The 23940-nt window shown below is 40.6% G+C and carries 22 protein-coding genes; all 22 read right to left on the reverse strand.

The annotated features are described in order from the left end of the window. Positions 1-57: 57 nt before the first annotated feature. The 22 genes from pnp to NSQ44_RS10640 all read right to left on the reverse strand — a co-directional run bounded on the left by pnp (position 58) and on the right by NSQ44_RS10640 (position 23922). Entirely contained in the window at positions 58-2169 is a 2112-nt protein-coding gene (pnp, locus tag NSQ44_RS10535; protein ID WP_340857020.1) for a polyribonucleotide nucleotidyltransferase, read from the reverse strand. 162 nt (positions 2170-2331) lie between these two features. Then, positions 2332-2601, reverse strand: coding sequence for a 30S ribosomal protein S15 (gene rpsO / locus NSQ44_RS10540; protein ID WP_063386709.1), 270 nt, complete (start codon positions 2599-2601; stop codon positions 2332-2334). Between the two features lie 128 nt (positions 2602-2729). After that, positions 2730-3710, reverse strand: coding sequence for a bifunctional riboflavin kinase/FAD synthetase (ribF, locus tag NSQ44_RS10545; RefSeq protein ID WP_340857021.1), 981 nt, complete (start codon positions 3708-3710; stop codon positions 2730-2732). Positions 3711-3731: 21 nt separating this feature from the next. Continuing rightward, complete coding sequence (truB, locus tag NSQ44_RS10550) at positions 3732-4649, reverse strand: tRNA pseudouridine(55) synthase TruB (protein ID WP_340857022.1); 918 nt, start codon at positions 4647-4649, stop codon at positions 3732-3734. A 71-nt stretch (positions 4650-4720) separates the two neighbouring features. Next, a complete protein-coding gene (gene rbfA / locus NSQ44_RS10555; RefSeq protein ID WP_063386706.1) occupies positions 4721-5080 on the reverse strand; it encodes a 30S ribosome-binding factor RbfA in 360 nt (119 codons plus the stop codon). A gap of 16 nt (positions 5081-5096) precedes the next feature. Continuing rightward, positions 5097-5375, reverse strand: a complete 279-nt coding sequence (locus NSQ44_RS10560; RefSeq protein WP_063386705.1) for a DUF503 domain-containing protein — start codon at positions 5373-5375, stop codon at positions 5097-5099. Further along, on the reverse strand, positions 5375-7516 hold the full coding sequence (gene infB / locus NSQ44_RS10565) for a translation initiation factor IF-2 (RefSeq protein WP_340857023.1): 2142 nt from the start codon (positions 7514-7516) through the stop codon (positions 5375-5377). The genes NSQ44_RS10560 and infB overlap by 1 nt, the downstream gene beginning before the upstream one ends. Before the next feature lie 19 nt (positions 7517-7535). After that, positions 7536-7835, reverse strand: coding sequence for a YlxQ family RNA-binding protein (locus NSQ44_RS10570; RefSeq protein WP_094246025.1), 300 nt, complete (start codon positions 7833-7835; stop codon positions 7536-7538). Further along, a complete protein-coding gene (gene rnpM, locus NSQ44_RS10575) occupies positions 7832-8116 on the reverse strand; it encodes an RNase P modulator RnpM (RefSeq protein WP_094246026.1) in 285 nt (94 codons plus the stop codon). The genes NSQ44_RS10570 and rnpM overlap by 4 nt, the downstream gene beginning before the upstream one ends. A gap of 12 nt (positions 8117-8128) precedes the next feature. After that, on the reverse strand, positions 8129-9250 hold the full coding sequence (gene nusA, locus NSQ44_RS10580; protein WP_340857024.1) for a transcription termination factor NusA: 1122 nt from the start codon (positions 9248-9250) through the stop codon (positions 8129-8131). A gap of 23 nt (positions 9251-9273) precedes the next feature. After that, the gene (rimP, locus tag NSQ44_RS10585; protein WP_063386700.1) at positions 9274-9750 is read right to left on the reverse strand and encodes a ribosome maturation factor RimP; all 477 of its coding nucleotides are present in this window, start codon (positions 9748-9750) and stop codon (positions 9274-9276) included. A 173-nt stretch (positions 9751-9923) separates the two neighbouring features. Further along, positions 9924-14249, reverse strand: coding sequence for a PolC-type DNA polymerase III (locus NSQ44_RS10590; protein ID WP_340857025.1), 4326 nt, complete (start codon positions 14247-14249; stop codon positions 9924-9926). A 118-nt stretch (positions 14250-14367) separates the two neighbouring features. Further along, positions 14368-16068: a proline--tRNA ligase gene (locus tag NSQ44_RS10595; RefSeq protein WP_340857027.1), complete on the reverse strand. Its 1701-nt coding sequence runs from the start codon at positions 16066-16068 to the stop codon at positions 14368-14370. A 35-nt stretch (positions 16069-16103) separates the two neighbouring features. After that, on the reverse strand, positions 16104-17363 hold the full coding sequence (gene rseP, locus NSQ44_RS10600; RefSeq protein ID WP_063386697.1) for an RIP metalloprotease RseP: 1260 nt from the start codon (positions 17361-17363) through the stop codon (positions 16104-16106). 14 nt (positions 17364-17377) lie between these two features. Next, on the reverse strand, positions 17378-18526 hold the full coding sequence (gene dxr / locus NSQ44_RS10605) for a 1-deoxy-D-xylulose-5-phosphate reductoisomerase (protein WP_340857028.1): 1149 nt from the start codon (positions 18524-18526) through the stop codon (positions 17378-17380). Then, the gene (locus tag NSQ44_RS10610; RefSeq protein ID WP_063386695.1) at positions 18523-19335 is read right to left on the reverse strand and encodes a phosphatidate cytidylyltransferase; all 813 of its coding nucleotides are present in this window, start codon (positions 19333-19335) and stop codon (positions 18523-18525) included. Before NSQ44_RS10610 ends, dxr begins: the two co-directional genes overlap by 4 nt. A 14-nt stretch (positions 19336-19349) precedes the next feature. After that, positions 19350-20123: an isoprenyl transferase gene (locus tag NSQ44_RS10615; protein ID WP_063386694.1), complete on the reverse strand. Its 774-nt coding sequence runs from the start codon at positions 20121-20123 to the stop codon at positions 19350-19352. A 118-nt stretch (positions 20124-20241) separates the two neighbouring features. Further along, positions 20242-20799 carry a ribosome recycling factor gene (frr, locus tag NSQ44_RS10620; RefSeq protein WP_340857029.1) on the reverse strand — a complete coding sequence of 186 codons (558 nt, stop codon included), beginning with the start codon at positions 20797-20799 and terminating at the stop codon, positions 20242-20244. Between the two features lie 2 nt (positions 20800-20801). Next, entirely contained in the window at positions 20802-21524 is a 723-nt protein-coding gene (pyrH, locus tag NSQ44_RS10625; RefSeq protein ID WP_063386692.1) for a UMP kinase, read from the reverse strand. A gap of 109 nt (positions 21525-21633) precedes the next feature. Beyond that, entirely contained in the window at positions 21634-22515 is an 882-nt protein-coding gene (tsf, locus tag NSQ44_RS10630) for a translation elongation factor Ts (protein WP_063386691.1), read from the reverse strand. A 76-nt stretch (positions 22516-22591) separates the two neighbouring features. Continuing rightward, positions 22592-23293 carry a 30S ribosomal protein S2 gene (gene rpsB / locus NSQ44_RS10635; protein ID WP_063386690.1) on the reverse strand — a complete coding sequence of 234 codons (702 nt, stop codon included), beginning with the start codon at positions 23291-23293 and terminating at the stop codon, positions 22592-22594. A 149-nt stretch (positions 23294-23442) separates the two neighbouring features. Next, complete coding sequence (locus NSQ44_RS10640; protein ID WP_094246031.1) at positions 23443-23922, reverse strand: DUF6115 domain-containing protein; 480 nt, start codon at positions 23920-23922, stop codon at positions 23443-23445. Positions 23923-23940: the final 18 nt, after the last annotated feature.

Raw genomic sequence — 23940 nt, forward strand, 5'->3', positions numbered from 1 at the left:
AAGATAGAACAGCCAACCGCAAAAATGGAAAAGAAGCCGGGTTTTCCCTGGCTCCGGTCAAGACTTTTGCTGCTCTTTTTGGTCCCTTAAAACGGCCTTTCTTGATAAATTGACACGACCTTGTTTATCGATTTCCATCACTTTGACTAAAATTTCATCACCGACTGACACAACATCCTCCACTTTTCCTACCCGCTCTTCTGCAAGCTCAGAAATGTGGACAAGACCATCTTTTCCGTTAAACAGTTCCACGAATGCGCCGAATTTCTCGATCCGTTTAACTTTTCCTAAATACATTTGTCCGACTTCAATTTCTCTTACAATATCTTCAATAATTTTCTTCGCTTTTTTATTCATTCCTTCGTCTACGGAAGAAATGTAGATTGTGCCATCTTGTTCAATATCGATTTTTACTCCTGTTTCTTCAATGATTTTGTTTATTTGTTTTCCGCTAGGTCCAATCACGTCACGAATTTTATCCGGATTGATAACCAAGGTTAAAATTTTTGGAGCATATGGCGATAATTGTTTTCTCGGTTCAGAGATTGTCGCCAGCATCGATTTCAAAATTTCAAGGCGGCCTTTGCGAGCTTGTTTTAACGCTTCTTCTAAAATTTCACGGGACAAGCCTTTAATTTTAATGTCCATTTGCAGCGCGGTGACGCCTTTTTCTGTACCAGCGACTTTAAAGTCCATATCACCAAGCGCATCTTCCATACCTTGAATATCTGTTAAAACCGTATAGTTGTCACCAGATTTTACAAGTCCCATTGCAATTCCAGCAACAGGGGACTTAATCGGCACGCCGGCATCCATCATCGCTAAGGTGCTTGCACAAATGCTCGCTTGTGAAGTTGAACCATTTGATTCAAGCACTTCTGAAACGAGACGAATGGTGTACGGAAAATCGCGCTCGGAAGGTATGACTGGCTCAAGCGCTCTTTCTCCCAATGCTCCATGACCAATTTCCCGTCTGCCAGGACCCCTCATCGGACCGGTTTCCCCGACACTAAATGGCGGGAAGTTGTAGTGATGCATGAACCGCTTTGATTCTTCCACGCCGAGTCCGTCAAGTATTTGTACGTCTCCTAAAGCTCCGAGCGTACAAATAGACAAGGCTTGTGTTTGGCCGCGGGTGAAAAGACCTGAACCGTGCGTGCGCGGCAAAATTCCGACGGAAGACGATAATGGACGGATTTCGTCAATTTTTCGTCCGTCAGGTCTCACTTTTTCTTCTGTAATGAGACGGCGCACTTCCTCTTTCACGAGCTTGTGCAAAATTTCTTTTACTTGCTTAATCGTTTCTTCATCTGCTTCTTCTTCCTCAAATATTGCGACAGTCTTCTCTTTCACTTCATTAATAGCATCTTCGCGGGCGTGTTTTTCAGGCACTTGGATGGCTTGCAATAAGTCGGCAAGAGCCATTTCACGAACTCTTTTTTCAAGCTCCTCATCGATTTTATATAATTCGACTTCCATTTTTTCTTTTCCGATTTTTTCTACAATCTCTTCTTGGAATGCAATCAAACGTTTGATTTCTTCATGGCCAAACATGATTGCTTCTAAAATCGTTTCTTCAGGCACTTCATTGGCTCCTGCTTCCACCATGTTGATGGCATCTTTCGTGCCGGCTACGATTAAATGGATATCGCTTTTCTCAAGCTGTTCGACAGTTGGATTAATGATAAACTGGTCATCAAGGCGGCCGACCGTGACTCCGGCAATCGGACCTTCAAACGGAATGTCCGATATTGACAGCGCGAGCGAAGATCCAAACATAGCCGCCATTTCGGAAGAACAATCTTGGTCGACGCTCATCACCATGCTGACTACTTGAACCTCATTGCGAAACCCTTCTGGAAACAGCGGGCGAATCGGTCTATCGATTAAACGGCTCGCTAAAATAGCTTTTTCACTCGGTCTACCCTCTCGTTTAATAAACCCTCCCGGGATTTTACCGACAGCATAAAGCCTTTCTTCATAATTGACCGTTAGGGGAAAGAAATCCACTCCTTTTGCTTCCTTCGAAGCAGTTGCCGTACATAAAACGACCGTATCTCCATAGCGGACTAAAACGGCGCCGTTCGCTTGCTTCGCCAGCTGGCCGATTTCAACAGTCAGCTTCCGTCCGGACCAATCTATGGAAAAAACATGTTTCTCTTGATCCATACTTGTTTTGAACCCCTCTTTCATTGACAAAGTCTATCTTCGCACATAAATTGTACAAAAATGTTATTTTTAAACTTTTCAATCTATATCGTTTTTATGTAATCTGTCATAAACTTTTTTGAATACAGTAAAAAAGCGGGAAATCTCCCGCTTCCATACAACTTAACGACGCAAACCGAGTTTATTGATGAGTTGACGGTACCGTGCAACATCTTTATTGCGCAAATACGTCAACAAATTACGGCGTTTCCCAACCATTTTCAAAAGACCTCTGCGTGAATGGTGGTCTTTTTTGTGAACGCGCAAATGCTCATTTAAAATGTTGATTTTTTCAGTTAGGATAGCAATTTGCACTTCAGGAGAACCAGTATCTGATTCATGTGTTTTAAATTGCTCAATCACTTCATTTTTCCGTTCTTGCGTTAAAGCCATCCTTGTCCACCTCCTAAATATAATCCCCGGCTACCTAGCAAGCGTCGGTGACTCGCATTGCCACGCAGCGGTTAAAAGTTACAAGAATAAGAATACTATTTTTCCAAAGAAAAAGCAAGGAGGTTCCATTAAAAATTTTTTTCAGCCGTGATTTTATCCGATTCTGTCAGCTGCTGAAAAAATTCTTTAGCTTCCTTGATATCCCGTTTGATTTGGGCAATTAATTCTTCCACACCAGAAAACTTTTGTTCACTTCGTATTCGTTTGAACCATTTTACGGTCACATCTATATCATAAATTTCTTCATGAAAATCAAAAATATGAACTTCTATGCTCGGCTTGTCCGGTCTTTTTTCATGAAATGTCGGCTTATAACCGATATTGCATATGCCCGCATATTCCTTCCCATTCATGCTGATTTTGACCGCATATACCCCTGTCGGAGGAGTAATGTAGGATTCGCTTAGTTCAATATTTGCGGTTGGAAAGCCGATTGTCCGCCCTCGCTTTTCTCCATGAATTACCTTTCCGGATACTTGATGAGGCCGCCCTAGAAGAGAGCATGCATAAGAAACATCACCATTTTTAATCGCGTTTCGAACGAGGGAAGAGCTGATTTTTCTTTCACCGTCTGTCAGCTTTTCAACCGTCGTATGCGTAAAAGCTCCTCTTGAATAGAAAGGCAAAGTTTCCATTGTCCCTTTTCCAAACCGGCCGAATGTAAAATCAAAACCGGCCACAACGTGAATGGCATTTAATCCGATAATATATTGATCGACAAATTGTTGAGGCTGAAGCGAGCTAAAGCTTTCTGTAAATTCGACTAAATACAATCGATCAATTCCAAGATCTTCAATAAACTTCAGTTTCTCTTGTAAAGGAGTAATATATTCTATTTGTTGAATATTTTTTTTTAAGACGATGGATGGGTGCGGATCAAATGTCATCACCGCACATTCAACATTTAATTCTTCAGCCTTCTGTTTAGCTGTTTGAATGACTTTTTGATGCCCTTTATGGACTCCATCAAAAAATCCGAGCGCCATTACCGATTTCGGCACATTTTGTTTTGCCAAATGGTGTGGATGTGTTATTTTTATCATTTTCACCGAAAGTTCCCCTTTTCTTACCTATTCATTCGTTTTTAACACCTTGACGGGTTTAAGCACATTGTTTTTTTCTGAATGCTTTTTATATATGGCAATAATTTCTCGATTATTCCATATTGCTACAACATCATTTTGTCCAATATGCTGGAAATCCTCGTTCATTTCCAACATCGCTCCGTTTTTTACTTTCTTTGCTAATGTATCATTTATTTTAATTTTCGGCAATTGATTTAATGCTTCCTCTATGGTAAGAAAACCGTTTGGCAAATCTCCCGTTTTTAAACATTGCTCGACCGCTGAAAACGTGACGCAGTCATGTAAATGAAAACGGCCGGATCTTATTCGCACCAATTCAGACATGTGAGCAGGATACCCTAATTTTTCTCCGATCATGACCGCGAGAGTTCGAATATATGTCCCTTTTGAGCAAGAGACTTGAATGGAAAAGGAAGCCGTTTTGTCATGTTGTTTTATATCGCTTAAAAGGTGTATGGCATGAATGACAACCCTTCTTTTCGGCCTTTCGACTACTTTTCCTTCACGCGCGTATTCGTATAATTTTTTTCCATTTACTTTTACTGCAGAATACATTGGCGGAATTTGTTCAATTTCTCCGCGAAAGCTTTCCAGCACTCGTTTAATTTCCTCTTTTGATGGCGGGAGCTTTACTTCTTTTACAGCAATAATGCTTCCAGAAGCATCCTCTGTTTCAGTGGCAGCTCCTAATGTTACTTCAGCGATGTATTCCTTATTCTCAGCCATTAAATATGACGAAATTTTTGTTGCCTTCCCGATGCAAATAGGGAGCACGCCTGAGACATCCGGATCTAATGTACCAGTATGTCCCGCTTTTTTCGTTCGAAACAATTTGCGCACATTTTGGACACAATCATTTGAAGTCATTCCTCTAGGTTTATGTAAGAGAAGAACGCCGTCCACAGTCACACCTTCCTTTTGCCAGCTGCAATCATGAAAAAAGAACCCGTTACACAATTGTGAAACGGGATGCCTCAGCTTTCATGATCTCTTTCTTCTTTTTTCAATTCATGGATTAACGATTCGATTCGATTGCCATAATCAATTGTCTCGTCAAATTCAAAATGAATTTCCGGAGTTTTCCGCAGCCGAATCCTCGACCCGATTTCAGAGCGGATAAATCCTTTGGCTTTCGCCAGCGCCTTCATCGTGTTTTCCTTCTGTTCCTCATTTCCCAATACAGAAATATATACTTTAGCGATTTGCAAATCCCCTGTTAAGCGAACGTCCGTTACAGTTACAAATCCAATTCTCGGGTCTTTAATTTTTCTGCCAATAATATCGCTTAGCTCTTTTTTCATCTGTTCAGCTACTCTGTTTGCTCTTAGGCTCATTTCATCACCTCATTTGCTAAAACCAGTCAAATGTTGTAATGGTTCGTTCAATTTCAGGAAAAGAATCGATCAACTTCAATGCTTGGTTCAGTTCTTTTTCCGCGATGGCGCGGCTCGATGCAAGGCAGGCAATGCCGATTTCGGTCCGCTGCCATGCATCCTGAAAGCCGATTTCTGCAACACTGACATTAAATTTGTTTTGCAGTCTTTTTATAATTCGTTGCACTACTGCACGTTTTTCTTTTAAAGAAGAAGCTTCAAAAATCATGCATTCACATGATACCATTCCGAGCATTATTTTTTAACTTCCTCCATGATGAACGCTTCAATCGTGTCGCCTTCTTTAATATCGTTAAAGTTTTTAATCGTAAGTCCGCACTCATATCCTTGAGCAACTTCTTTTACATCATCTTTAAAACGTTTTAAAGTGTCAATTTCTCCTTCAAAAATCACGACTCCGTCCCGAATTAAGCGAACGCCGCTGTCGCGTGTAACAGAACCATCTGTGACGTAGCAGCCGGCAATTGTACCGATTTTAGAAACTTTGAATGTTTGCCGCACTTCAAGGGTACCGATCACTTTTTCTTCGTATTCAGGATCAAGCATACCTTTCATGGCCGCTTCGATTTCTTCGATCACTTTATAAATGATGCGGTGAAGGCGAATGTCGACGTTTTCCGCTTCCGCTGTTCTCTTCGCATTCACATCCGGGCGAACATTAAAGCCGATCACAATAGCGTTGGAAGCAGAGGCAAGCATGATGTCATATTCCGTAATGGCACCGACACCGGTGTGAATGATTTTTACTTTTACTCCTTCAACATCGATTTTTTGAAGAGCTGATGAAAGAGCTTCAACGGAACCTTGCACATCTGCTTTGACGATTAAATTAATCTCTTTCATATCATTTTGCTTAATTTGTTCAAATAAATCATCAAGGCTTAGCTTTGTCTTTTCGCTGCGCTGCTCTTCTAGCTGTTTTTTTGCACGGGCTTCACCGATTTGACGCGCTTTTTTCTCATCTTCAAATACCATAAATCTGTCGCCGGCTAATGGAACTTCATGAAGACCGGTGATTTCAACCGGAGTGGACGGTAAAGCTTCTTTTACACGTTTTCCGACATCATTCACCATCGCACGCACCCGTCCATATGTGTTTCCGACAACAATTGGATCACCGACACGAAGCGTTCCGTTTTGAACAAGCAATGTTGCAACTGAACCTCTGCCTTTATCAAGCTTTGCTTCAACAACCGTACCGGTTGCAAGACGATTCGGATTCGCTTTTAACTCTTCCATTTCCGCAACGAGCAAGATCATTTCCAATAGTTCAGGAATTCCGTCACCTTTTAATGCCGAAATTGGCACAAATATCGTGTCGCCGCCCCAATCTTCCGGTACAAGGCCATGTTCCGTTAATTCCTGCATCACACGGTCAGGATTTGCCGTCGGCTTATCCATTTTGTTGACCGCTACAATAATCGGCACATTCGCAGCTTTTGCATGGTTAATTGCCTCAACTGTCTGCGGCATAACACCATCATCTGCAGCAACGACTAAAACGGTAATATCTGTTAATTGAGCGCCGCGGGCTCTCATTGTTGTAAACGCTGCATGGCCAGGTGTATCTAAAAATGTGATCTTTTTCCCTTCCACTTCAACCTGGTAAGCGCCGATATGCTGCGTAATGCCTCCAGCTTCGCCTTCAGCCACTTTTGTTTTTCGAATGGAATCTAAAAGAGTCGTTTTCCCATGGTCAACATGCCCCATAATTGTCACAACAGGAGGACGGCTGACAAGATCTTCTTCCTTGTCTTCGATTTCATACTTTTCAAATTCTGTTTCATCGAAAACAATTTCTTCTTCCACTTCAACGCCGTATTCAGAAGCGATCAGTTCGATAATGTCCTTCTCCAGCTCTTGGTTGATTGTTGCCATTACGCCGAGCATCATGAGCTTCTTAATGATCTCTGACGGTTCTTTATGGAGTTTGTTGGCAAGCTCAGCGACTGTTAAAGAGCCTTGATACGTAATTTTGGACGGCAATTCTTTTTTGGTTGGAGCTTCATTTTGAACCGCTTTTTTGTTTTTCTTTCCATTTTTTTTGTTTTTATGTTTCGTTTGTTGAATCGGAACGTTTTGTTTGCGTTCCTTTGGAGAAGGTTTTGTGCCTGATTTTTTCTTGTTCAATACGATATCACCATCGTCATCATATGCTGCATGCTTTTCTGCCTTTTGTTTTGGTTGATGATCTTTTTGAACTTTTTTCTTAGGTTGTTCCTTTTGATATCGTCCATTGAGTTTTTCAATTGTATTGCTGTCGATCATTGACATGTGGTTTGCAACATTTATATTCATTTCTTTTAATGTATGGATTACTTCTTTGCTCGTTATATTTTGTTGTTTTGCATATTCATATACTCGCATTTTACCCATACGTTCACCCCCAAAGTAGTTATTCAAGTAGAAGCCTCAACTTCTTGGCAAAACCTTCTTCCGTCACGGCAACAACTACTCTTTCTTCCTTTCCGATCGATTGCCCAAGTTCGTATCGGTTTGGGGCAATCACTAGCGGAACTTTATAAAACGTACATTTATCCGTAATTTTTTTCTTCGTGTTAGAAGAAGCATCGTCTGCCAATAAAACGAGTTTTGCACGCTTATTTCGAACCTCTTTCAAAACAAGTTCTTCTCCTGAAATCACTTTTCTTGCCCGATAGGCAAGGCCTAATAAAGATTTCCATTGTCCATTCATGGCAATGAAGGTTTCTCCTTCTCAGCTAGCTGAATTAATTCATCATATATAGATTCCGGAACAGGTACATCTAAATGGACGGATAGCACATTTTTCTTTTTCGCCTTTAAAATGCAGTCTTTATCAAGAGTGATATAAGCACCGCGTCCATTTTTCTTTCCTGTTAAATCAATCGAAACTTCTCCTTCTTTCGAACGAACGATTCGAACAAGCTCCTTTTTGGGTCTCATTTCGCCAGTCGCCACACATTTTCTCATCGGAATTTTCCTTTGCTTTGCCACTGGTAACCACCTCTATTCGTCTTGTTCTTCTCCGTGTTCATCATCCGTATTGTCCAATTGGAATAAACTATCATGTTCTTCGCGAGGATAGATGTTCAGCTCTCTCGCTTCCAATTCGCTTTTAATATCAATTTTCCATCCGGTTAATTTGGCAGCGAGGCGCGCGTTTTGTCCTCTTTTGCCAATCGCAAGGGATAATTGATAATCAGGAACGATGACGGTTGTAGCTTTTTCCTCTTCATCAACAATAACGTCCAAAACTTTTGACGGACTTAATGCATTTGCAACAAATTCAACAGGATTTTTAGACCAGCGAACGATATCAATTTTTTCTCCGTTCAACTCGTTTACAATTGCTTGAACACGCTGGCCTTTTGGTCCCACGCATGATCCGACCGGGTCAACTTCCGGATTGTCAGAATGAACCGAAATCTTTGATCTGTCACCTGCCTCCCGGGCGACTGATTTAATTTCCACTGTCCCGTCATATATTTCCGGTACTTCCAATTCGAATAAACGCTTCAACAGCCCCGGGTGTGTTCTGGAAACAAAAATTTGTGGTCCTTTCGTTGTTTTTTCTACTTTTGTAATGAATACTTTAATTCTGTCATGAGGTTCGTATTTTTCATTCGGCATCTGTTCCGATTGTGGGAGGAGAGCCTCTATTTTCCCTAGACTTACGTATATATATTTTGGATCAGTTCTTTGGACGATTCCGGTCATGATATCTTCTTCACGATCAATAAATTCCGAATAAATGACTCCTCTTTCGGCTTCACGAACTCGCTGCGTAACGACTTGTTTCGCAGTTTGTGCAGCTATTCGTCCAAATTCTTTCGGTGTCACTTCAATTTCAACGACATCGCCGATTTCATATTGGGGATTGATGTTCATCGCATCATGGATGGAAATTTCCAAACGGGGATCCGTTACTTCTTCCACCACTTCTTTTCTCGCAAACACCTGCATCGTACCTGTTTCGCGATTAATATCGACACGCACGTTTTGCGCTTGGTTAAAGTTGCGTTTGTATGCAGAAATGAGGGCAGCTTCAATCGCATCTATAATGACATCTTTACTAATGCCTTTTTCTTTTTCTAATACTGTCAAGGCATCTAAAAGTTGGCTGTTCATAAAATGATGTTCCTCCTCATCACTTAAATATTAAATGAAACGGCAAGTCTAGCTTTTGCAATTTTTCCCCAAGGAATTTCCACTTGTTTAGTTTTTGTTTTCACTCTTATTTCGAGTGTGGCAATCTCGCCGTCAAAATCCGTTAAAACCCCTTCAAAATGTTTTTCCCCGTTGATCGGCTCGTAAGTTTTGAGTGCGACATTTTTTCCGACAGCCTTTTCAAAATCGGCCTTTGTTTTTAAAGGACGTTCAGCGCCTGGAGAAGATACCTCCAAGAAATAGTTGTGAGGAATCGGATCGATTTCATCCAGCTTTTCGCTCAAACGTTCGCTTACCATACCGCACTCTTCAATATCGACACCATCTTCAGAATCAATAAAAAGCCGTAAATACCAATTTTTTCCCTCTTTTACATATTCAATATCTACAAGTTCCAGCTGCAAATTTTCAAGAATTGGCGATGCTAGTTCTTTGACGAGATCTGTTATAGATTGGCTCATATTTTCCTCCTTAATTTCAGCGTTTCAGAAAGAGATATCTATTTAATCGTCATAAAAAACTAGTTCCAATAGGAAAGAGTGGGTTTTTTCCCCACTCTTTCGTTAGGCTTTTTTTAGCATTTCCATAAATGAATATAACATAACCTAATCAGGTTTGCAAATTGAATCGCAAATCAGAAAAGGGAGAGCTGATTTTGCTCAGGCAGCGATGCCAAACAGCCATGATTTTCAAGATATTCCATAATCGTTTTTGAAATTTTTGTCCGTTCCTGCAGATCCTCTTTGGATAAAAATTCTCCTTCTTCTCTCGCTTTGACAATATTGATGGCCGCGTTCGTACCAAGCCCTGGTATCGAATTAAACGGCGGTATGAGACTGTCGCCGTCAATAATGAATTCTTTGGCTTGAGAGCGGTATAAATCTACTTTTTGGAATGAAAATCCACGCTCCGTCATTTCAAGTGCCATCTCCAATACGGTCAGCAAGCTCTTCTCTTTTGGAGAAGCATCGAGCCCTTTTGCACTGATCTCTTCAATTTTCGCTCTGATTGCGGTGCCTCCTTTGATCATCGTTTCGATGTCAAAATCGTCCGCTCTGACTGTAAAATAAGTTGCATAGAATAGTAGAGGAAAATGCACTTTAAAATATGCAATCCGCACAGCCATTAATACATAAGCTGTCGCGTGAGCTTTTGGAAACATATATTTGATTTTTTTACAAGATTCAATATACCAGTCTGGAACGCCGTTCTTTTTCATCTCTTCTTCCCATTCGGGAATCAAGCCTTTTCCTTTCCGAACCGACTCCATAATTTTAAAGGCTAACGACGGCTCCAATCCTTGATAGATTAAATAAACCATAATATCGTCGCGGCAGCCAATGACCTCACTTAATGTACATGTGCCGCTTTGAATCAGTTCTTGTGCGTTTCCTAGCCAAACATCTGTCCCATGGGACAATCCTGATATTTGGACAAGCTCTGAAAATGTCGTCGGTCTTGTTTCCTCCAACATTTGGCGGACAAATCGCGTGCCGAACTCTGGGATCCCTAGAGTGCCCGTTTTACAGCCAATCTGCTCCTCTGTCACGCCAAGTGATTCGGTTGAGGAAAAGATTTTCATTACTTCCGGATCATCTGTTGGAATGGTCTTCGGATCGATTCCGCTTAAATCTTGAAGCATTCTGATGACCGTCGGATCATCGTGCCCTAATATATCAAGCTTTAATAAGTTATCGTGAATGGAGTGGAAATCAAAATGTGTCGTTTTCCAATCAGCGTTTGTATCATCTGCCGGATATTGAATTGGAGTAAAATCATATATATCCATATAATCGGGAACAACGATGATTCCTCCGGGATGCTGTCCTGTCGTCCGCTTGACCCCCGTACATCCTTTCACAAGCCGATCGACTTCTGCACTGCGGAAATGCAGATTATGATCGTTCATGTAGCCGCGGACAAATCCGAAAGCTGTCTTTTCGGCAACTGTGCCAATTGTTCCTGCACGGTACACTTTATCTTCACCAAACAGCACTTTCGTATAATTGTGTGCTCTCGGCTGATATTCACCTGAAAAATTTAAATCAATATCAGGCACCTTGTCTCCTTTAAATCCTAGAAACGTTTCAAACGGTATGTCATGCCCGTCCTTTTTATATGGTGCTCCGCATTGCGGACAATTTTTATCAGGAAGATCGTATCCGGATCCTACAGAGCCGTCATTGAAAAATTCGGAATGCTTGCATTTTGGACAAACGTAATGAGGTGGAAGTGGATTCACCTCAGTAATTTCCGTCATCGTGGCAACAAAGGATGAGCCGACTGATCCCCTTGAACCGACCAAGTACCCGTCATCCAAAGATTTTTTTACTAGTTTGTGAGATATCAAATAAATGACGGCAAATCCGTGGCCGATAATGCTTTTCAACTCTTTTTCAAGCCTTGCTTGAACGATTTCCGGCAATGGGTCTCCGTATATTTCTTTGGCACGATTGTAGCTCATTTCCCGAATTTCTTCTTCGGCACCGTCTATTTTCGGTGTATACAGATCATCTTTAATCGGTTTTACATCACCTATGAGAGAGGCGATGTACTGGCTGTTTGTCACAACAATTTCTTTCGCTTTTTCATCGCCTAAAAAACGAAAAGCATCCAGCATTTCATTTGTTGTACGGAAATGCACATCAGGCAATGTATGGCGGTTTAAAGGATTCGCTCCCCCTTGCGAAGAAATTAAGATTTTCCGGTAAATTTTATCTTCCTTGTTTAAATAATGGACATTGCCTGTTGCCACAACCGGAATCGACAGCTTTTCCCCTAGTTTGACTATGTTTGCAATGATTTCTTTGATCGCTTGTTCATTTCGAACTTGCTCCGTCTCAATTAGAGGGTAATATACTTCCGGCGGATGCACTTCGAGAAAATCATAAAATGAAGCCATCTCTTCAACTTCTTCTGGACCTTTTTGCATCATTGCTTCGAAAATTTCTCCCTTGTCGCAGCCTGAACCAATTAAAATGCCTTCCCTATGCTTTAACAATACAGAACGGGGAATGCGCGGAACGCGATAAAAATATTGAACATGGGAAAGAGATACAAGCTTAAATAAATTTTTCAGCCCTGTTTCATTTTGCACAAGAAGCGTCGCGTGAAACGGTCTTGCCCGCTCATACGCTTTTGAATCCCCAGTCCGCTCATTCAGCTCATCATGATAAAGAATTCCTCGTTCATTTACCTCTTGCAGCAATTTTACAAGCAAATAGCCGGTTGCTTCCGCATCATAAATGGCTCTATGGTGCTGTACAAGCTCTATATCAAACTTTTTGCACAATGTATTCAGGCGGTGGTTTTTTAAATTAGGATATAAATATCTTGCAAGTTCAAGAGTATCAATGACAGGGTTGTCCGCCTTTTTAACCTGCAAATATTTTTTGTAGCCTGCATTAATAAAGCCCATGTCAAAGCTTGCATTGTGGGCAACTAAAATGCTGTCGGCAGCCCATTCTTTAAATTTGTACAATACTTCATCGACGTCGGGAGCATTTTGAACCATATCATCGGTAATTCCCGTCAGTTCTATCGTTGTTGCTGAAAGCGGATGGTGAGGGTTGGCAAACGATTCAAATCGGTCGATAATTTCCCCGTTTTTTATTTTCACCGCTGCAAGTTCAATGATCGTGTCGTATACAGCCGAAAGCCCTGTTGTTTCAACGTCAAACACAACAAAGGTATCTTCGCTTAAAAGTCTGTGCGATTCGTTATAAGCAATCGGTACACCGTCATCAACAATATTGGCTTCAAGACCGTAAATCATTTTAACACCAAACTTTTTGCTTGCAGCATATGCCTCTGGAAAAGATTGGACAACAGCGTGATCTGTCAATGCAATCGCTTCATGGCCCCACATTTTAGCTTGTTCAACAAGATCTGTGATCGATGTGACGGCATCCATTTGGCTCATCTGCGAATGAAGGTGCAATTCCACCCTTTTCTCTCCTTCAGGTGCGGTATCGAGCCGTTTTTTCGGGTTGATTTCATTAATGTCATTGGCAATCATGACAAGATCACGAACAAATGTATCGTTTTGAATGCTTCCGCGAACTTTCAGCCACATTCCTTTTTTGATCGATGCAAGCAATGCATTATCTTCTTTATCGCGGCCGAACATTTTGACTAAAATGGAATTGGTATAATCGGTAATTTTAAACGTGCATAACGTTCTTCCGCTTTTTAATTCCTTTGTTTCCGCCTCAAAAACATATCCTTGAATGACGACTCTCCGCTCTTCATCAAAAATGTTATCAAGAGTGCGAATTTCTTCGTCATCTTTTATTTTGTATCCGATAATAAGAGGACCTTCCTGCTTTTTAGGCTCCTGAGTTTGATTTTCCTTTCCTTTTTGCTTCATTTCCATCATTGCTTGTAAAATCCGCTCTTCGTCTTCTTTTTGCTTCTGCTCCAAAAATTTTTCCCATTCTTCGGTAGATGCATCGATCACCGTGTCGATAGTCAGCTTTGGAAAGCCGTACTTCTCGTACGCCTGCTGGATGATGGGGCCGTATTTTTTCTTGATCGTTTCATTTTCCGTCTCATTTCTCGTGCGAATCATTAATTTTTGCTTTTCCAGCTTCGGCATTTGTTCTTTTAACAGTGATAATATCGGCGGAGAAACCCCCTCCATTTCTTGGAGGCAAAACTCCCAGTAGTCTTGAACGAGCTGTTCATCATATTCTTGTTTCACAGTTGTAATGTGAAACGTAACATTGGCTAAATGAGAAAATGTTTTGTTCAATCTTCTATCAAACAATTGCAGGATACGAAATGGAAGAATGTTTTCAAGCCGAAAAGAGAAATCCCATAATTTAGATTTTTTATGAACTGTTAATTTTAAGATCGCTCCGTTTTGGAAATAAGGGTAGATTTGATCATCCGTCATTTCAAGCTGTTTCAGCAAAATCTGAAACCGTTCTTTTTGCTGCTGCAAGTCTTTATCATCCATTGGTTTCCCCTCTTTCCCAAAAAGTTAATAGGGGGCTTGACCCGTTTGACAAATTATCATAAAGGCAAGACCCCCTACTCTTTACCTATGCCAGCTTCATCTGCGGCATCCAGCTTCATTAGCGGAGAAGTTTGGCAAGCTGCTCTTTTAGCTGATAAACAGAAACTTCTAAACTATTTCCGCTTTTTCTTTCTTTCACTTCTACAATCCCTTCACCAGCTCTTTTTCCGACCGTTATTCTAACAGGAATGCCAATTAAATCACTGTCAGCAAATTTCACACCCGGCCGTTCAGCACGATCATCATAAAGGACTTCGTATCCTTTCGCCTGCAAATCGTGATAAATTTGCTCTGCAACCTTGACTTGTTCTTCGTTTTTCATATTAACCGGAATAAGGTGGACTTGAAACGGAGCTAATTTATTAGGCCAAATAATTCCATTTTCATCATGAAATTGCTCGACCACCGCAGACAGTAAGCGTGAAACACCGATACCATAGCATCCCATGATGATAGGGTTTGTTTTTCCCTTTTCATCTAAAAATTCTGCCTTCATCGCTTCACTGTATCTTGTGCCAAGCTTAAAGACGTGGCCGACTTCAATGCCTTTCGCGAACTTGATCCGTCCCTTTCCGTCCGGCGAAGGGTCCCCTTCCTGAATAAATCTTATATCTTCATACTTGGTAACGGTAAAATCCCGATCAGGGTTTACTCCGATATAGTGCAAATCGTTTTCATTTGCCCCGCATATTCCATTTACGACTGCTTGAACTGCATAATCTGCGACAATTTCCACTTTGTCGGATGCGCCGATCGGTCCTAAAAATCCGGGTGAAACTCCCATTACCTGCTCTGTTTCTTCAGCTGAAGCAAGTTCAACAACTGATGCCTGATAAAGGTTTTTCAGTTTCACGTCATTGACCTCATGATCACCGCGGACAAGAACAAGAACGAACTTTTCATCTACTTTAAATAAAACGGATTTTATTAATTTTTCCTTCGGAACTTGGAAAAACTGCGCCACTTCTTCAATGGATTTTTTGTTTGGCGTTTCTTTTTTTTCAAGCTCCATGAGCGGTTCGTCAACCTTTTCATAAGATGCAACTACCGGAGCCATTTCAATATTTGCTGCATAATCGGACGAATCAGAATATGCGATCGTATCTTCTCCGATTTCCGAAAGCACCATAAATTCATGAGTATCTTTACCGCCCATTGCTCCCGAATCAGCGATGACTGCGCGAAAGTTCAACCCACATCGAGTAAAGATGCGGCTGAATGCTTCTCGTACCTGTTCGTACACTTCATCTAAGCTTTCCTGTGTAGCATGAAAAGAGTAAGCATCTTTCATAATGAACTCTCGTCCCCGCAAAAGACCGAACCGCGGACGCTTTTCATCCCGGAACTTCGTTTGAATTTGATAAAGGGTGAGCGGCAGACGCTTATAAGATTTGATCTCATCTTTTACCAAACTTGTTATAACTTCTTCATGAGTCGGACCTAAAGCAAAATCACGTTCATGACGGTCTTTCAATCTCATTAATTCTGATCCGTATGAATACCAGCGGCCAGACTCCTGCCAAAGTTCTGCTTGCTGCAAAGCCGGCATTAGCAACTCCACCGCTCCGATCCGGTTCATTTCCTCTCTGATAATATTTTCAATTTTGGTTAACACTCTATGAGCAAGAGGCAGATACGAATAAACACCGCTAGCTGTCTGCCGAATGTATCCGGCACGCAACAGCAGCTGGTGGCTTTTAACTTCCGCATCTGCTGGATTTTCTCTCATTGTGGGTATAAATGACTGACTCTGTTTCATTTAAAGCACCTCGAATTTGATTTCTATATTATTTTTTAAAGGAAAAACTTTTGGATGTCATTCCATGTCACAACGAGCATTAACAGCATTAGAAGTGCAAATCCGATAAAGTGGACGATCCCTTCTTTTTGTCGATCAATCGGTTTTCCCCGGACCGCTTCAATGGCAAAAAACAATAAGCGTCCTCCATCTAGAGCTGGAATTGGAAGCAAGTTCATAATGCCAAGGTTAATGCTTAAGAGAGCCGTCCAGCTTAATAGGCTTGTCAAGCCTGTTTCTGCAACTTTTCCTGTCATATCATATATGCCGACAGGTCCAGAGAGCATATCAATTGAAAATTGTCCGGTTATCAGCTTCCCAACCGCAAATATTATTTCTTTCGACCATGTATAGGTCTCAACTAAGCCATATTTCAAAGAACCGAAAAATGTTTTTTCAACCGGGGAATAAACTCCTATTTGGCCGATCGTTTTGTTTTCGGATTTCACAGAATCCGGCGTTACCGTCATTTCCAATTCTTCTCCAGAACGTTCAATTGAAAAAAGAAGCTCATTCTCCGGATTTGCTCTGATCATTTCAACGACATCTTTCCACGAATTCATCGGCGTTCCTTCTATTTCTTTTACAACATCGCCTTCCCGTAATCCTGCTTGTTCAGCCGCGCTGTCAGGGACGATTTCTCCTAAAACCGGTTCATTCACGGGCACTCCTTGGCTTAAGCCGAGGTAAAACAAAACTAAAAACCCTAATAGAAAATTCATAAAAGGTCCGGCAGCAATGGCGAGCGTTCTTTGAACGAGCGTTTTTGAAGCAAATTGCCTGTTATAAGGTGCAATTTGAATTTCTTCACCGTCAACTACATAAAAGGATGTTTCGCTTACTTCAAACCTTTTTAGACCGCTGTCTTCTCCATCTTCATAGCCTGTGATAAACATTCCATGTTCCAAATCTGCTTGTTCAACTTCAATCACTTTTGCATTAGGATACTTTTCTTTTCTGTTTAAAATAATTTTTTCAACTTGTCCTTTTTGATTAAACAATAGTCCAACCTGATAGCCAGGTTTGACCTCAATCATCTCCGGGTCTTCCCCCGCCATGCGCACGAAGCCGCCGATAGGCAAAAGCCTGATCGTATAGACCGTTTCTTTTCGTTTAAACGACAAAATTTTCGGCCCGAAGCCGATTGCAAATTCACGGCATAAAATGCCTGCCCTTTTCGCCATAACTAAGTGCCCTAATTCGTGGAAAAACACCAATACGCCAAAAATAACGACAAATGCGATCACCGTGTTCACTTATTTTACCACCTCTAATTAATTAAAGATTGAACAAACTGTCTTGTCCTTCCATCCGCTTCTTGTATATCCTCCAAGGTCGGATTGAAAAGCGGAGCATGTTCTTCTAATGCCCTTTCCACAAGTTCTTCTATCTTTAAAAACGGAATTTTATCTTCCAAAAAAGCATTGACTGCCACTTCGTTCGCTGCGTTTAAAACAGCAGGCATTGTACCTCCTATTTTACCCGAATCAAAAGCAAATTTTAAGCAACGGTATCGATCAAAATCAATTTTTTCAAAATGAAGCTGTCCATATTTTGTTAAATCCAATCTTTCGCTTTCATAAGAAGGAATTCTATTTGGATATGTAAGCGCATATTGAATCGGTATTTTCATATCAGGAGTTCCAAGCTGCGCTATGATGCTGCCATCATGAAATTCGACCATCGAGTGAATGACGCTTTCTTTATGCAGCAGCACATCAATTTGGTCGTATGAAACAGAAAACAGCCAATGTGCTTCAATGACTTCAAGTCCTTTGTTCATCATCGTCGCAGAATCGATCGTTATTTTTGCGCCCATTGACCAGTTCGGATGGTTTAACGCTTCCTTAACTGTAACATGCTTTAATTCATTTCGCGATTTATCCCGAAAGCTTCCTCCTGAAGCCGTTAAAATAAGCCGTTCGACGCTTTCCTTTTTTTCCCCGTTCAAGCATTGGAAAATCGCGGAATGTTCACTGTCCACAGGAAGAATTTGCACATTGTGTTTTCGAGCATAGTCGGTCACAATTTGTCCAGCTGTAACAAGTGTTTCCTTATTCGCTAAAGCGACCGTTTTTTTCGCTTCGATCGCTTTTAGTGTTGGAATAAGCCCAACGCTCCCAATGACCGCATTCACTACTATCTCGCCTTTATGATAAGCAGCCGTTTCACACAGCCCATCATGTCCGTATGTAAGCTGACAGCTTGAAGGGATGTTCAAACGAATTTGATCATAAATTTCACGATTTTTGACAGCAACAAGCTCTGGTTTAAATTCATGAACAGCCTTCAATCCAAGTTCGATATTTTCTCCAAATGACATCGCAACTAGCCTGAATGAATCCGGATTTGCTCGAATCACATCGAGAGTTTGCTGCCCAATAGATCCTGTCGCACCCAGCAAAATAATTTTTTTCACATTGTCACCCCTTGTCTACTGATCAATTGGATGAAGAAATATAAAATCGGCATAATAAAAATCAAGCTGTCAAAACGGTCAAGAACTCCCCCGTGGCCTGGAAAAATCGTTCCGGAATCCTTTGTGCCGTAATGGCGTTTAAAAGCGGACTGTACTAAATCCCCCATTTGTCCAACAATAGAAACAATGACGGACACAAAAACGGTTTGAACATATGTCGGTAAAAAATTTGCAAAATAGTGGAAAATTAATCCAACCAAAATTGCCGAGAAAATCCCTCCGAAAAATCCTTCGACTGTTTTATTAGGGCTGATTTCAGCTGATAGTTTTTTCTTTCCGAAGGCTCGGCCGATAAAGTAAGCGCCTGAATCAGTCGCCCAAATCGTTAGCAGAGCAAACAAAAGCTTGTCTAGACCTAACACTCTCATTTCAATAAAAAAATAAAATCCGACTCCCACATATATGATCGCAATGAGCGCAAATCCAACGTCATCAAAAGAAAATTGGTTTTTTGAAAACACTGTATAGATCAATAACAGGATCGCGCCAAAAAAAAGAAAGCCAGTTTTACTTATATGTATTTGATGAAGCAAATCAATATAACGGTTTGGGAAAATTAAAATCCATAAAAGGATAAAGCTGAACAAAACTGGAAATGAAAATAAATGAAATCGTTTCATTCTAAATAATTCAAACAATCCAACTGATGCGAGCACATAAATAGCAATTGTCAGCGGAAGTCCGCCAATAATGACAATTGGTACAAATAAGGCTAAAGCACAAATTGCTGTAATGATTCGTGTTTTCATTTTTTTAGCTCCTTCTATACGCCGCCGAATCTGCGGATTCTCTGCTGATATTCGCGGATTGCCTCCAAAAAATGGTGTTCATTAAAATCCGGCCAGAGCACATCCGTAAACCAAAATTCAGTATAAGCCAGCTGCCAGAGCATAAAGTTGCTTAGCCGAATTTCTCCGCTTGTCCGAATTAACAGGTCAGGATCTTTGAGCTTTTTCGTCATTAAATAGTTGGAAAACAATTGTTCATCTATGTCATCTATATGTAGTTTTCCATCTTCGCGGTCTCTTAATATTTTTTTTACTGCTTCAACAATTTCTGTTCTGCTGCCATAGTTCAACGCAAAATTTAAAATCAGCCCGGTGTTTTGCTTCGTTTCATTCACAGCTTTCTTCACAGCATTTACCGTATAATCGGGGAGCATAGATTGATCGCCGATAACCCGAACTTGCACGTTTTCCTGTATTAACTCCGGCAAAAAAGTCGATAAAAATTCGACCGGAAGGCGCATTAAATAATTAACCTCATCTTTTGGCCTTTTCCAATTTTCTGTTGAAAACGCATATAAGGTCAAAACTTTGATGCCGATATCGCTCGCTAATTTCGTAATTTTTTTAACTACTTTCATTCCTTCCCGATGGCCGGCCATCCTAGGCAGCGATCTTTTTTTCGCCCATCTTCCGTTTCCATCCATGATGATGGCCACATGTTCCGGTATTTCATTTACTAAAATGTTTTCTTTCGCCACCAAGTTTTTGGAACCTTTGCTGCTCTTTTTTTTATAAGGAAAATTAAACATAAGAATCCTCCACCGAGAATAATATGACATTAAAAAATGTAGCAAATCCTCTTGAACAAAAAAACCCCCTGTGAGAAAAGAGGGTTTTTAGCACATTTCTATTGTACATTCATTTTGTTTAAACTTCCATGATTTCTTTTTCTTTTTCTTTTGTTGCGGAATCAATTTTTTTAATGTACTCGTCCGTCAGTTTTTGTACATCATCTTGAAAACCGCGTAGTTCATCTTCTGTAATGTCGCCCGCTTTTTCTAATTTTTTTAATTCATCATTTGCATCTCTGCGAATGTTTCGCACAGCGACTTTTGCATCCTCTGAATATTTGCGAACTACTTTTGTCAGTTCTTTTCTTCGCTCTTCCGTCAATGGAGGAATGGTAATGCGGATGACGGATCCGTCCGATGTCGGCGTTAATCCAAGATCAGATTTTAAAATCGCTTTTTCAACCTCACCGATTGTCGATTTGTCATAAGGCTGAACAACAAGCAAACGTGCTTCTGGCGTGGAAATCGATGCCAATTGATTTACAGGAGTTGGAACTCCGTAATAGTCGACCTGAATTTTATCAAGCAAAGACGCGTTTGCCCGGCCTGCACGAACACCTGCTAATTCACGTTTGAAAGCTGATAAAGCTTTTTCCATTTTTTCTTTCGCTTGTGAAAGAACTTGTTTAGACATGTTTATTTCCCCCTTACAATTGTTCCAATATTTTCTCCTAAAACAGCACGTTTAATGTTGCCTTCTTCCATAATCGAGAAAACAATTAAAGGAATATTGTTGTCCATGCATAATGAAGAAGCTGTTGAATCCATGACAGCCAACCCGTCTTTTAATAAATCTAAATAAGATAACTCATCATATTTTACCGCTGAGGCGTCCTTTTTTGGATCTGCGCTATATACACCATCTACATTATTTTTCGCCATCAAAATGACATCTGCTTCGATTTCAGCGGCTCTTAACGCAGCCGTTGTGTCTGTTGAGAAATAAGGATTTCCTGTTCCTGCTGCGAAAATGACTACTCTTTTCTTCTCCAAATGGCGAATGGCTTTTCTTCTTATGTACGGTTCTGCGACTTGTCGCATTTCAATTGAAGTTTGCACTCGGGTAGGAATGCCGAGTCCTTCCAAACTATCTTGTAAAGCTAAAGAATTCATAACAGTCGCCAGCATTCCCATATAGTCTGCTGTTGCCCGATCCATCCCCATCTCGCTGCCGATTTTGCCTCTCCAAATGTTTCCGCCGCCAACAACTACTGCGACTTCTACACCCATTTCAGCAATTTCCTTTACTTGTCTGGCAATTGACTGTATGACGGAAGGATTAATTCCAAAGCCTTGAGCTCCAGCAAGCGCCTCTCCACTTAATTTCAGCACGATACGATGATATTTTGGCGTACTCATATTAACCTCCAAGCTATTTCTTGACGCTATATATAGAAAAGTTGAAACAAAGGGTTTTCAAAAAGAGGGAACACTCGCTTGTGTTCCCTTCTTAACATTTTCATGACTTTTATTTCTTAATTTGATTCATAACTTCTTCAGCAAAATTTTCTTGACGCTTTTCAATTCCTTCTCCAACTTCATAGCGAACAAACGCTTTTACGTTTGCGTTTTGTGCTTTGACGAAATCGCGTACTTTTTGATCAGGATTTTTTACAAAATTTTGCTCTAAAAGGCAAATTTCCTCAAAAAATTTGCCGAGGCGGCCTTCAACCATTTTTTCTACAATGTTTGCAGGTTTTCCTTCTTGAAGAGCTTGTTTTTTAAGAACTTCGCGTTCGTGCTCCACTTCAGCCTGAGGAACATCTTCACGAGAAATATAACGCGGATTAACCGCTGCGATATGCATTGCTACATCTTTTGCAGCAGATTCATCATTTGTGCCTTCAAGCACCGTTAATACTGCAATGCGTCCGCCCATGTGCAAGTAAGCGCCGAAGACATCTTGATCATTTTTCTCGACAACTTCAAAACGGCGTAAAGTAATGTTTTCGCCAATTTTAGCAATAGCAGCATGGATGTATTCTTCCACTGTTGAACCGTTTTCCATTTTGGAAGCCAATGCGTCTTTTAAATCAGCTGGTTTGCTTGCCAGCAAGTGTTTAGCCAAATCTTCAATTAATTGTTTAAAAGAATCATTTTTTGCAACGAAGTCTGTTTCGGAATTCACTTCCAAAATAACAGCTGTATTGCCGTCAGTTTTGATTAATGTCAAGCCTTCTGCAGCGATTCGGTCAGCTTTTTTCGCAGCTTTCGCTATGCCTTTTTCACGAAGATAATCTATTGCTTTGTCCATATCACCATTTGTTTCAGTCAATGCCTTTTTGCAGTCCATCATGCCTGCACCGGTTTTTTCCCGAAGCTCTTTTACCATTTGAGCAGTAATTGCCATAAAAGTTCCTCCTTCAATTCGTATGCTTAAAAAAGGTGATAAAAGGCTAAAATCCCCTCTTATCACCTTTTGTCATTTAGGCAGTTGTAGTTTCTTCGCCTTGTTTGCCTTCTAAAACAGCATCTGCTATTTTGGAAGTTAACAATTTGACGGCGCGGATTGCATCATCATTTGCAGGGATTACATAATCGATCTCATCCGGATCGCAGTTTGTGTCAACGATGCCGATAATCGGAATATTTAATTTGCGAGCTTCCGATACAGCGATGCGCTCTTTGCGAGGATCGATAATATAAACAGCATCAGGCAGCTGTTTCATTTCCTTAATGCCGCCTAAAAATTTCTCAAGGCGTTCCAATTCTTTTTTCAAACGAACTACTTCTTTTTTCGGCAATACATCAAATGTGCCGTCTTCTTGCATTTTTTCAATTTCTTTTAAACGAGCAATTCGTTTTTGAATTGTAGCAAAGTTCGTTAATGTTCCTCCCAGCCAGCGCTGATTGACGTAAAACATTCCTGCGCGTTCTGCTTCTTCTTTAACAGATTCTTGCGCCTGCTTCTTCGTACCAACGAATAAAATGTTGCCTCCATTTGCAGCTAACTCTCTTGCAAATTGATACGCTTCCTCAACTTTTTTTACTGTTTTTTGAAGGTCAATGATGTAAATTCCGTTCCGTTCAGTGAAAATATAGCGTTTCATTTTCGGATTCCAACGGCGTGTTTGATGACCGAAATGAACACCAGCTTCTAATAATTGTTTCATTGAAATAACTGACATTTTCATTCCTCCTAATGGTTTTTCATCCTCCGCCCGCTTCATTTTTAAGCATGACTGCACAAAACAGCACCGATGCTTAAATCAACAGACGTGTGTATTAGCACCAAAAACAAATATAACATATGGAAGTTTGGCAATCAAGAAAGAATTCAATCGTTTTGTTGAAATTTCATGACGAGTTCAATTTCTGTTTTGCCGACATGTAATGTTTGTGCGATTTCGTCTATAGTATATCCTTTCTCTAATAATTGGAATACTTGTTTATGCAAATTTTTTCTTTTATCTTTAGGCTCTTCTATAAGCTCTGCATCCTTGTCGATAGGCTCTACATCCGCGCTCATGTCTTTCTGGATTGTGCTCACTTCCACCTTGTCTTCCAGCTGCGTAACTAATTTTTCGAGATCAAAAGAACGGGGCTTGGCGCTGTTTTGCTCGAGCTGTTCAAGAAATTGTTTGTTTTCTTCTTTTAATTCCAATAAAAACATCGCGAGCGAATCTTCTGCTTCTTTTAATAATTGTTCCTGCTTTTCTTCTATTTTTTTTACATTTTGATAGCGTGTATAAAGGAGAATGATAAAGTAAAACGAAACGATGTGCAAAACAAAGCTCAGTAAAAGAAATACCGCCATGTTTCAACCTCATTTAAT

Origin of the sequence: Aeribacillus sp. FSL M8-0254 (assembly GCF_038008845.1) — a bacterium.
GTDB classification, from domain to species: Bacteria; Bacillota; Bacilli; order Bacillales; family Aeribacillaceae; genus Aeribacillus; species Aeribacillus composti.